The organism is Pikeienuella sp. (assembly GCF_046290545.1).
Taxonomy (GTDB): Bacteria; Pseudomonadota; Alphaproteobacteria; order Rhodobacterales; family Rhodobacteraceae; genus Pikeienuella.
Genome location: NZ_JBKAGV010000002.1, coordinates 1 through 10803, shown reverse-complemented (window position 1 = coordinate 10803; position 10803 = coordinate 1). Strand labels below are relative to the sequence as shown.

At 71.2% G+C, this 10803-nt stretch carries 10 protein-coding genes; 2 read left to right on the top strand and 8 right to left on the bottom strand.

Going from position 1 to position 10803, the window contains the following annotated elements; translation table 11 throughout:
* Window positions 1–185: 185 nt before the first annotated feature.
* From ACE37J_RS00520 to ACE37J_RS00505, 4 genes are all read right to left on the bottom strand, one after another.
* Entirely contained in the window at window positions 186–1325 is a 1140-nt protein-coding gene (locus tag ACE37J_RS00520; RefSeq protein ID WP_409705351.1) for an acyltransferase family protein, read from the bottom strand.
* 222 nt (window positions 1326–1547) lie between these two features.
* Entirely contained in the window at window positions 1548–2039 is a 492-nt protein-coding gene (gene rpsI / locus ACE37J_RS00515) for a 30S ribosomal protein S9 (RefSeq protein ID WP_409705348.1), read from the bottom strand.
* Window positions 2040–2041: 2 nt separating this feature from the next.
* A complete protein-coding gene (gene rplM / locus ACE37J_RS00510) occupies window positions 2042–2506 on the bottom strand; it encodes a 50S ribosomal protein L13 (protein ID WP_409705345.1) in 465 nt (154 codons plus the stop codon).
* 148 nt (window positions 2507–2654) lie between these two features.
* Entirely contained in the window at window positions 2655–3083 is a 429-nt protein-coding gene (locus ACE37J_RS00505) for a PaaI family thioesterase (RefSeq protein ID WP_409705341.1), read from the bottom strand.
* 114 nt (window positions 3084–3197) lie between these two features.
* On the opposite strand from ACE37J_RS00505, the gene ACE37J_RS00500 reads away from it, so the two are divergent.
* Window positions 3198–4286: an NAD(P)/FAD-dependent oxidoreductase gene (locus tag ACE37J_RS00500; RefSeq protein WP_409705338.1), complete on the top strand. Its 1089-nt coding sequence runs from the start codon at window positions 3198–3200 to the stop codon at window positions 4284–4286.
* 381 nt (window positions 4287–4667) lie between these two features.
* Window positions 4668–5351 (top strand): HAD-IA family hydrolase, encoded by a 684-nt coding sequence (locus tag ACE37J_RS00495; protein ID WP_409705335.1) that lies wholly within the window; start codon window positions 4668–4670, stop codon window positions 5349–5351.
* Window positions 5352–5373: 22 nt separating this feature from the next.
* Here the strand turns inward: ACE37J_RS00495 and mdoH are convergent, their stop codons facing one another.
* The 4 genes from mdoH to ACE37J_RS00475 all read right to left on the bottom strand — a co-directional run.
* Window positions 5374–7464, bottom strand: a complete 2091-nt coding sequence (mdoH, locus tag ACE37J_RS00490) for a glucans biosynthesis glucosyltransferase MdoH (protein ID WP_409705332.1) — start codon at window positions 7462–7464, stop codon at window positions 5374–5376.
* Window positions 7461–9014, bottom strand: a complete 1554-nt coding sequence (locus tag ACE37J_RS00485) for a glucan biosynthesis protein (protein ID WP_409705329.1) — start codon at window positions 9012–9014, stop codon at window positions 7461–7463. Before ACE37J_RS00485 ends, mdoH begins: the two co-directional genes overlap by 4 nt.
* Complete coding sequence (locus ACE37J_RS00480; protein WP_409705326.1) at window positions 9007–10566, bottom strand: glucan biosynthesis protein; 1560 nt, start codon at window positions 10564–10566, stop codon at window positions 9007–9009. The genes ACE37J_RS00485 and ACE37J_RS00480 overlap by 8 nt, the downstream gene beginning before the upstream one ends.
* Before the next feature lie 7 nt (window positions 10567–10573).
* The coding region (locus ACE37J_RS00475; RefSeq protein WP_409705323.1) for a hypothetical protein at window positions 10574–10803 on the bottom strand (230 nt) is incomplete at its 5' end.

Sequence of the window (10803 nt, the reverse complement as noted above, 5' to 3'; positions counted from 1 at the left end):
CTGTTCAAACTATCCGATTCTTAAACGCCGTTAATGTAACCTAAATCACAGTCTTCGCCACGGATAGCGAAGAATCGATGACGCCCGCGTCAGTCGCGTCGCCCGACGAACGAGCCTCCGGTCGAGCCGCACTCTGTCCCGCGGGCCCACGCCCTGCGCGGATGGCGGATCGCGCGCTTTGCGCCCTATTCGGCGGCGCGGGCGAGGCGGCGTCGATCCAGCCTCGCGATGACGGCCTTGCCGAGCTCGATCCCCGGCTGCTCGATATAGCGCATCGTGAAGCCGGCGATGACGTAGGTCGTGAGGAACATGACGATGAAAATGGCGAAGGGGGCGAGATTCGGATCGAGCCCGACGCCCAGCCTTGCGTAGAGCTCCCGGAGCACATGCAGCACCGCGAAATGGCAGATATAGATCGAATACGAGCGCCGCCCCGCCTCGAGGACGAAGGCGGCGAAGCGGCTGCCCTCGGCCAGGGGCTTGCGGTTCAGCCGCTGAAATCCGAGGAGCAGGAAGATCGCGAAGCCGCAGCTGACGAGAAACGGATAGATCGCCCCGTCCACGCCTGTGTCGAAAGCGCGGTCGTTCTGGATGAGGTTTCCCGCAAGGATCAGGGCGATGGCGACGACGGGGGCGAGGCGCGGCAGGGCGCGCTTGCGCGCGAAGTAGACGCAGATGCCCAGAATGAAGATCGGCATCTGGTTGAAGATGCTTGCATAAAAGACGTTGAACTCGTCGTTGTCGAGCGTCGTCCCCGCCACCGAGTTGACGATGTTGTAGAGGATCCATTGACCGCTCGCCGTCGCCGCGGCGAGCGACAGCGCGGCGAGGAGGATCATGCCCGGCTTCATCCGTATCACGAGCGCGAAAATGAACGGAAAGATCGCGTAGAACGCCATTTCCGTCGCGATGCTCCATCCGCCCGGCACCACGTAGTTGTAATGCTCAGGCGAGAACCCGTGCAGGAACAGGAAGTTGAGCAGGAACGCCGTCGGCGAGTAGTCGCCCGTGATCTCGACTCCGAGGAACTGCTCCAGGCCGTTTCGCCATACGAAATAGAAGACGATCGCAGCATAGTAGAGCGGCGCAATTCGGAAGAAGCGGCGCAGGTAGAACTTCTTCAGGTCGACTTCGCCGCGCGAGGCCATCGAATGGCAGAGCGTGAAGGCGGAGGCGAGGAAAAAGAGCTGAACGCCCAGATGGCCGAAACCGAAGAGTGCGGCGACGAAGACGTTGAGGCCGGGGACGATGTGGTGCGCATGGACCCAGACCACGAGCGCGACCGCGACCGCGCGCGTGACGTCGATCGCCTCGAACTTCTCCACGGCTTCCGCCTTGTCGCCCTGTCTTCCCGGCGAAGCGGGCGCGTATGACGTTTCCGGCGTGAGGCGCATCGACATCCCGACCGTCTTTCCAGGTTCACCCAGGCCGGATTTACCCGAGGCGGTCCGGCCGGCGCGCACCATGGGGCGGCGCGACGCGGCTGCGCAACAGAAAAAGGGCCCGCGCATGGCGGGCCCCCGAAAGCGGGCGGTCGCCCCTTCGCCTCAGCGCTTGGAGAACTGGAAGCTCCGGCGCGCCTTCCGGCGGCCATACTTCTTGCGCTCGACCACGCGGCTGTCCCGCGTCAGGAAGCCGGCGGCCTTCAGCGCCGGGCGGAGCGACGGGTCATAGAGCGAGAGCGCCTTGGAGACGCCGTGCTTCACCGCGCCGGCCTGGCCGGAAAGCCCGCCGCCCTTCACCGTCGCCGTGACGTCGAACTGGCCGTCCACATTCGCCACCGAAAAGGCCTGCTGGAGCACCATCTGGAGCACCGGACGGGCGAAATAGACGGACATTTCCCGCCCGTTCACCATCACCTTGCCGGAGCCGGGCCGCACCCAGACGCGGGCGACCGCATCCTTCCGCTTGCCCGTCGCATAGGAGCGGCCCAGCGCGTCCCGCTTCGGCTCCCGCTTGGGGGCCTCGGCGGCGAGGGGGGCGCCGGCCTCGGCGACGGCGCCCTTCAGCGCGTCGAGCGATTTGATCTCTTCGGCCATGGTCATGCGCTCCGCGTGTTCTTGGGGTTCATCGCGCGGACGTCCAGCACCTCGGGCGACTGGGCCTCGTGCGGATGCGTCTCGCCGGCGTAGATCCGGAGGTTGGAGAGCTGGCGCCGCGTGAGCGGGCCGCCCGGCATCATCCGCTGGACCGCCTTCTCCAGCACCCGCTCGGGATGCGCGCCGGCGAGGATCTGCCCCGCGGTGCGGGACTTGATGCCGCCCGGATGGCCGGTATGCCAGTAATAGGTCTTGTCGGCGCGCTTGTTCCCCGTCATCTGCACCTTCTCGGCGTTGATGACGATGATGTTGTCGCCCATGTCCATGTGCGGCGTGAACGTGGCCTTGTGCTTGCCGCGCAAGCGCATGGCGATGATCGAGGCGAGGCGGCCGAGAACAATTCCGGTGGCGTCCACCACCACCCATTTCTTCTCGATATCCGCCGGCCGCGCGCTGTAGGTCTTCATCTCGAACTCCTGCGCCGTTGGCGTGGCCGCGGGACGGTCCCGCGGCGGATGCGGCCTTCTACCGGCTTTCATGCGGAAGTCAACTGGGAGATGCGGATATTATCACAATAAAATCAATGACTTAGAAAAGAGGTTATTAGATACCCCACTATCTTGCGGGCGGAATCGCGTAGGTGAGCGTCGCATGCGCCACCGGCCGCGCCCCGCCCTCCGACCAGATCGTCGCGTCCCCCGTCGCGAGGAGCTTCCCGAGCTTGAGGATGCGCGCCTCGCAGATCAGCGCGGCCGGCTCGGGCTTGTTGAGGAAGTTGATCGTCGCGTTCGTCGTCACGGTCAGCGCCTGCCGCCCGATCATCGCCATGAGGACGACGTAGAAGCCGCAATCCGCCGTCTCGAACATCGCGGGGCCGGAGACGGTGCCGCCCGGCCGGATGTCCGCCGGCCCCGTCTCCCGCCGGAGGCGCGCGCGCATCGGTTCGAGCTCCAGAACGGAAAAGCGGCCGCGCACGGCGGGGAACACCTCCTCGAGATAGGCGAAGACCTCGTCGGCGTTCAGTTTCAGCTCCGGCGCGCCCATTGTTCCCCCCTGTCCGCTCCTCGCCCTCTATAGCGGGCGGCGGCGCGAGCGCCAGCCTTGCGCCCGCGGCCCGCGCGCCGCACTCTCGCGGCGAAGGCGGCGGGGAGACAAGGCGTGGCGGAATCGGCGGACGTTCTGGTGATCGGCGGCGGCATAGCGGGCCTCGGGGTCGCGGCCATGCTCTCGGGCGAGGCGCGCGTGATCGTGCTGGAGGCGGAGCCGATGCCCTGCTTCCATTCGAGCGGCCGCTCCGCCGCCGTCTACATCAAGTCCTACGGCCCGCCAGGCGTCCGGGCGGCGACGATCGCGGCCGAGCCCTTCTTTCTAGAACCGCCCGAGGGCTTCGCCGATGCGCCGCTGGTGAAGCCGCGCGGGCTCCTCTTCCTCGACCCGGAGGGGGGCGGGCTCGATGCGCTGCTGGCCGAGACGCCGGGCCTCGTCCGCGTCACGCCGGAGGAGGCGGCGGAGCGCTGCCCCGTCCTCCGGACGGACCGGATCGCCGAGGCGGTCTGGGAGGAGGACGCGCAGGATCTCGACGTCGACCTCATCACCGGCGGGTTCCGGCGGATGATGCGGGCGGGGGGCGGGCATCTCGTCACCAGCGCCCGGGTCGAGACGCTCCGCCGCGAGGGCGGGCTCTGGATCGCGGAGACGAAGGCGGGCGCCTTCGCCGCGCCGGTTCTCGTCAACGCCGCGGGCGCCTGGGCCTCCCGCGTCGCCGCGATGGCGGGGGCCGCGCCGGTCCTCGTGCAGCCGAAGCGCCGCTCCGCCGCCGTGGTGCCCCCGCCCGCGGGCGTGGACGCGAAGGACTGGCCGCTCTTCACCGACGCGAAGGAGACCTGGTACGCCAAGCCCTCCGCCGGAAAGCTCATCGTCTCCCCCGCCGACGCCGAGCCGATGGAGCCCTGCGACGCCTGGCCGGACGACATGGTGGTGGCCGAGGGCCTGCATCGCTTTTCCGAGGCGGTGACCTTCGAGGTGACGCGCGTGGAGCGGACCTGGGCCGGCCTCCGCTCCTTCGCGCCGGACGGGGAGCCGATCTGCGGGTTCGACGACCGGGCGGAGGGCTTCTTCTGGCTCGCCGGGCAGGGCGGATACGGCGTGCAGACGGCGCCCGCGCTCTCCGCCCTCGCCGCGGCGCTGATAAGCGGCGCCGCCCCGGCGATCGACCCGGCGCCCTTCGCGCCGGCGCGCTTCGGGTGAGAGGCCGACGGCGTAGGCTCATCTGAACGTCTACACCCTCCGGATCCATGACTTATGGAGCCGAACGCCGCCATCAGCGCCCGGCTGATCTGACCCGCGTCAGATCAGCCCGCGCCCGCCGCCCCCCGGCGGGCGCGTCACCGCGCCCACCGCGGCGTGCTCGGACTGATCTTCGACCGCGGCGGCGGCTTGGCGCCCCTCGCCCTCCGGCTTGCGCCTCCGGGCGACGGCCTCTGCGGCTCTCCACCGGAGAGCCGCTGATCGAGGCCGGGGACATGCGCGACGGACGCACGGCGCATGCGATTGGATCTCAAGATTGCGAACCCTCGCCAAGGCGGCGCTTCCCCCTATAGTCCCGCCGAACGACTCGGGGAGGGGGCGATGATCCGCAGCGCGATATTCGATCTGGACGGCACGCTCGTCGATACGGCGGCGGACCTTATCGCCGCGATGAACGCCGTCGCCCCGCGGCTCGACCTGCCGCCGCTCGACCCGGTGGAGGCGCGCGCGGCGGCCGGGCGCGGCGGGCGCGGGCTGATGCGCCACGCCGCGGCGAAGGCGGGGCGGGAGATCACGGACGATCAGGTTCTCGCCGCCTATCCCGCCTTTCTCGACGCCTACGAGGCGCGGATCGACGCGACGAGCCGGTACTTCCCCGGCGCCGAGGATGCGGTGGAGGCGCTCCTCTCCGCCGGCTGGCGCGTCGCGATCTGCACCAACAAGCCGGAGCGGCTGGCGCGGCTCCTGATCGAGCGGCTGGGCGGCGGCGCGCGCTACCACGCCCTCCTCGGGGCGGACAGTCTGCCGGTCCGCAAACCGGACCCGCGGCACCTCCTCGTGACCATCGAGCGGGCGGGCGGCGCGCCGGGCCGCGCGGTGATGATCGGCGACACGGAGACGGACCTCAACGCGGCCCGCGCCGCGGGCGTGCCCTGCGCGCTCTTCTCCGGCGGCTTTTCGACGACGCCGCTCGCCGCGCTCGCGCCCGAGGCGATCTTCGACCGGTTCGCGGAGCTTCCGGGCCTCGCCGACCGCCTCGTGGGCCCGGCGCGCGCCAAAGGCTAGAACCGGCGGCGGGCGCAGGCCGTCACGCGGCCAGTCTCGCGCGCCCGCCCGGCGTCAGAAGTTCCGGGCAGGCGGCGACCGCCGCGCGCTCCGCCGGCGTGAGCCAGCCGAGGCCGGCCTCGCAGGAAGGGGCCGCGGCGAGCTTCGCCGCCGCCGTCAGCCGCGCCAGCGCCGGCTCGCCGTCGCGCTGGGGGTCGAGCGGCGCGCGAGGGTCGATCGCCGCGGCATGGTCCGCCAGAAGGCGCGGGTTCCGGACAAGATCGGCGAGGCCGGCCGCCATCTCCCGCCTGATCGTCGCCTCCGCCGCCTCCGCCGCAAGGGCGATCCGAGGCCGAGCGCGGTCCTCCGGCGAATCAAGGAGGCCCCGCCGCGCCATCGCAGTCCCGACCCGCGCGTCGCCGCTCAGCCGCGAAAGAAGCGGCGCGAGCGCGAGCCCGAGGAGGATCGGGGAGAGCCAGACCAGCACGCCGGGCTGCACGAGCCAGAGCAGCGCGCCGCCGCCGAGCCCGATCGCCGCATGCCCGCCATGCGCGGAAAGGGCGTCCCGCCAGGGGAGGACGGACCCGGCCCGCTCCTGCGTCTTCCACCCGGAATCGCGCCCGATGAGGATCTCGATGATCTGCCGCGCCTGCATCAGCATCAGCGCCGGCGCCAGCAGCGCCGAAAGCACGATCTCGAGGCCGACGCCGCCCGCCACCCGGCCGCGGCCGCCGAACCGCGCCGCAAGCTCCGGCCGCGAGGCCGCCTCCAGCGCGCCCAGCGCCTTCGGCAGCAGCAGCAGCGCCGTCGAGCCGGCGAAGAGCCAGGCCATCCGCTCCGAGTCGAATCGCGGCCAGCGCGGGAAGAGCTGCACCGCATCGCTGAAATATTCCGGCCGGAGCAGCGCGGACTGCGCCGTGAGCGCAAGCCCGACGAGGATCATCGCCAGCCAGATCGGGGAGACGAGATAGGCGCCGATCCCGATCAGGAAGTGGACGCGGCTCACCATGCGCAACCCCGCCGCAGGCAGGAGCGCCGCATGCTGGACATTGCCCTGCGCCCAGCGCCGGTCGCGCGCCGCGGAGGTCAGCAGCGAGGGCGGCGCCCCCTCCCAGCTTCCGCCGAGATCGGGGTCCATGCGGACATCCCATCCGGCCCGGCGCAGCAGCGCCGCCTCGACGAAGTCATGGCTGAGGATATGCCCGCCGAAGGGCTTGCGCCCGGGCAGTTCGGGCAGCCCCGCGCTCTCCGCGAAGGCGCGCACGCGAATGAGGGCGTTATGGCCCCAGAAATTCCCGTCCGTCCCCTGCCAGGCCGCCACCCCGCGCGCGACGACGCGGCCGTAGACGGCGCCGGCGAATTGCTGGATGCGCGCGAAGGGGGTCGTCCCGCCGGCAAGCGCCGGGTTGCTCTGTAACAGCGCGAGCCGCGGCGCGGCCTGCATCCGGCGGATCATCTCGACGATGGTCTCCGGCTCCATCAGGCTGTCGGCGTCGAGCACCAGCATGAAGTCGTAGCGGGCGCCCCAGCGCTCGACGAAATCCTGAACATTGCCAGCCTTGCGCCCGCGGTTGACCGTGCGCCGCCGCCACCAGATCGCGGGGCCGCCCTGCATTTGCCGGCGCAGCGCGGCGAAGGCGGTCGTCTCGCGCGCCCATGCGTCAGGGTCCCGCGTGTCCGAGAGGATGAAGATCTCGAAGGCGTCCGCATGGCCGCGCGCGGCGAGGCCGCGGCCCATCGCGGCGAGGGCGCCGAAGCTCGCCGCCGCGTCCTCGTTGTAGACCGGCATCACGATGGCCGTCCGCGTCGTCAGCGGCGCGTCCGGGTCGCCCTGCGCGCGGAACGGCGGAAAGAGGAGCCCGGCGATCGTCGAGCAGCCCGAAAAGGCGATCCAGCCGAAGGTCAGGACGAAAAGCGCCCGGAGCGCGAGCTGAAGCGCGTTGACGCCCTCGGGGTCGAAGGCGCGGAGCATCTGGTCGGACGCATAGACCGTCAGCGCCGCCGCCCCGCCGAAGGCGAGGAGCCGCGCCGCGTAGACGCGCCATGACTGCCGCGCGAAGCGGGCCCGCGGCGCGCGCCGGAGGTCCTGCGCGGGCATGGCGAGGGGGGCGGCCGCGGGCGTCGGCGCGTTCACCCCGGCCCCCATCGGTAGAGCCAGGTTTCCGAGGCCGGCGCCCCTTTCGCGTCGCGCAGCAGAACGCGCAATTCCGCCCCGCCCTCCTCCGGCGGCCGGAACCGCAGAGCGGCGCGGACCATGCCCGTCTCCGGCAGCGGCATCAGGGTCGCGGCCTCGATCTCGCCTCGCCCCGCCTCGGCATGGAGTGCGAGGCCCTCGACGCCCGCCTCGGCGAGCGCGAAGTCGATCGCGATGGTGCGCCGCGTCGGATCGTTGACATAGCGCCCGCCCCGGCTCGCCATGACCCGCGCGAGCGGCGCCCCGTCCGGCGCGTCCTCGCCCCAGTAGAGCCGGTAGTCGAGTTCGAGCGGCCGGCCCGGTTCGAGCGCGGCCTCGGGGCGCCAGAAGGCGACGATGTTGTCGTTGAATTCGGTCTCGGTCGGGATCTCGACGAGCATCACGCCGCCCGGCCCCCAGGAGCCCTTGGGCGAGACCCAGGCCGTCGGCCGCTTGCCGTAGCGCGCCTCCGCGTCGGAGAAATCGGCGAAGGCGCGGTTGCGCTGCGCAAGGCCGAAGCCGACCGGATCGTGGTCGATGAAGGTGGAGACCTCCAGCATCTCCGGGTTCACGAGCGGCCGCCAGATGCGCTCGCCCGCGCCCGAGAGCATCTGCAGCCCGGCGCTGTCATGGACGGCGTTGCGATGATCGTCCACGCCGCGCCGGTCGAGCGGCGAGAAGAGGTGCATCGAGGTGAGCGGCGCGACGCCGATATCGTCGATGCGCCGGCGCGGGAAAAGAACGGAGCGAATGTCGAGCACCGTCTCCGCGCCGGGGCGGACGACGAATTCGTAGGCGCCGGCGACCGACGCGCTGTCGAGCAGGGCGTGGACGATCGTCTCCGTCGCGCTCGGCTCGGGCCGGTGCAGCCAGAAATCGGTGAAGACGGGGAACTCCTCCCCGCGCGGCGCGCCCGTGCCGATGGCGAGCGCCCGGGCGCTGAGCCCGAACACCTGGTCCCGCCCGATGGCCCGGAAATAGCTCGCGCCCTGGAAGACGAGAAGCTCGTCCTCGACCTCGGCGCGGTTGATCGGAAAGCGCAGGCGAAACCCCGTCCAGGCCATGCCCGCGCCGTCCTCGGGGCGCAGGCCGCCCTCGGGGAGGGCGAAGCGCGCCGGGTCGAACTCGAAGACGGTCGGGTCGAACGGAACCGGGATCACGGCGCCGTCGACGACGGTCGAGATGCGGACGGCGTCGGCGTAGATCGAGCCCGGCGGCAGGAGGTCGACCGAGAACCCGCGCCCCTCGCCCGTCCAGAGACGGCGGTCGGCGCGATAGCGGATCGCGCGATAGCCGTCATAGTCCAGATCGGCGAAGGGGCCGGAGGGCGTCTGGCGGCTGTCGTCGAAATCGCTCTCCGCCCGGGCGCGGGCCAGCGCCAGGACGCTCTCGAACGTGAAGGGCGCATCCCCCTGCGCATCCCCCTGCGCCGCCGCCGGCAGGGCGCCGGCGAAGCCCGAAGCCGCCATCCCGGCCATGAAGGCGCGCCGGTCCAGCGCCGGTTCAGCCATCGCTGAGCCCCCGGGGCGCGCCGCCCTCGGCGAGCCATGTCCAGGTCTCGGTCAGCGGCTCGCCGCCGCGGTGGAGATAGGCGCGGAGCTCCACCGGCCCCGAATGCGCCCCGCGCAGGTCGAACATCAGCCGCCAGCGGTCCGAGCCCACCACCCGATAGGCGCGCGGGATCAGGATTTCGCCCCCCCGGGCCTCGAGCTCGAACTCCACGCCCTCCTCCAGCCCGCCGAGCGCCCCGCCTGCGAAGTCGACCGCGATCTTGTCGACATCCGCCGGCCGCGGCTGGCCCGGCACGCCGCCCCAGCCCGACCATGTGGCGACCACATGCGCGAGCGTTTCGGGGAACGGGTCCAGCGCGCGCCAGTGCTGGTCGTAGTCGAAGGAGAGCGCCGCGCCGGCCGCCGGCTGGGCCGCCGGGGTCCAGTAGGCGACGATGTTGTCGAAGGTCTCGTCCGCGGTCGGAATCTCCACGAGCTGGACGGCCCCGGCGCCCCAGCTCCCCCGCGGCTCGATCCAGACAGAGGGCCGCCGGTCATAGAACACGCCGTCGTCGTGATAATGATCGAACTCCCGGTCGCGCTGGATGAGCCCGAAGCCCCGCGGGTCGCGGTCGAAAAAGCTCGACGTGGTGACGCGCGCCGGGTTGCGCAGCGGCCGCCAGAGCCGTTCGCCGGCGCCGGTATGGAGCGCGAGCCCGTCGCTGTCATGGATCTCCGGCCGCCAGTCCGGCGCGCTGGCGCGATTGGTCTCGGAATACCAGAACATCGAGGTCAGCGGCGCGACGCCGAGCCGCTCGACCCCGTTCCGGAAGAAGAGCCGCGTCTCGATCGCGAGGCGCTGCCCGAAGCCCGCCTCCCGCGTCGCGCCGAACCGGTAGGCCCCGGTGACCGAGGGGCTGTCGAGCAGGGCGTGAACGGTCACGTCCTCGCCCTCCCGCTCGCCCGCGCCGATCCAGAACGCGCTGAACCGGGGGAACTCCTCGGGCCTCGAAAGGCCGGTGTCGATGGCGAGGCCGCGCGCCGAGAGGCCGTATTGCGCCTCCGGCCCGTCGCAGCGGAAATAGGAGGCGCCGAGGAAGGAGAGCCAGTCCGGCCGCAGCCCCGGCCGCATGAACCGCACCCCGGCGAAACCCGCGAGGGGCCCCATCTCGTGCGCCGGGCTGTCGGCTGGAACATCGAAGAGCGTCTCCTCGTAGACGACCTCGCGCGCCGCGCCGTCCTCGACGACGTGAACGGCGACGGGCTCCCGCGCATAGCGCCCCAGATGGAAGAACTGCGCCGCCGGCCCGCTGGTTCCGAGCCGGATCGAGGAATCGTCGCGGAAGCGGATGCGCCAGTAGGCGTCATAGTCGATCCGGTCCAGCACGCCTGCGGGCGGCGTCGCCGGCGGCGCCCAGGGCGCGCCCGCCATCCGGCGCGCGCGGTCGGCCAGCTGCGCGAAGCCGAAGGGCTCTGCGGGGCCGAGCCGCGGCTGCGCGGAGAGGGGCGCGCCGGTCGCGCCGGCGAGCGCAAGCGCCCCGAGGAAGAGCGTGCGACGATCGATGCCATTCATGGCGGGTTCATTTCACTGGAAGGATACGGGCCTGCGCATGATAGCGCAGGCGCGGGATGCGGTTCCATGCCGCTTTCGCAAAGCAGCATTCAATTTTTCTAACGGTATGCGGTGTTTCTTGAACCCTCCGCTGCAGCGCCGGGCTTTTGTGGCGCGGTTTCTGAGCGTTGTTTTTCTCCGGGGCGATATCTTCGAGGGAACATATTGCTATGGAGGAGCGATTCGCGATTGACTCGC

Coding starts and splice junctions, on each gene's coding strand:
- ACE37J_RS00505 (WP_409705341.1), bottom strand. CDS start 3,083: ATGGGCGCGCCGGAGCTGAAACTGAACGCCGACGAGGTCTTCGCCTAT.
- rpsI (WP_409705348.1), bottom strand. CDS start 2,039: ATGGCCGAAGAGATCAAATCGCTCGACGCGCTGAAGGGCGCCGTCGCC.
- rplM (WP_409705345.1), bottom strand. CDS start 2,506: ATGAAGACCTACAGCGCGCGGCCGGCGGATATCGAGAAGAAATGGGTG.
- ACE37J_RS00485 (WP_409705329.1), bottom strand. CDS start 9,014: ATGGCTGAACCGGCGCTGGACCGGCGCGCCTTCATGGCCGGGATGGCG.
- ACE37J_RS00495 (WP_409705335.1), top strand. CDS start 4,668: ATGATCCGCAGCGCGATATTCGATCTGGACGGCACGCTCGTCGATACG.
- ACE37J_RS00480 (WP_409705326.1), bottom strand. CDS start 10,566: ATGAATGGCATCGATCGTCGCACGCTCTTCCTCGGGGCGCTTGCGCTC.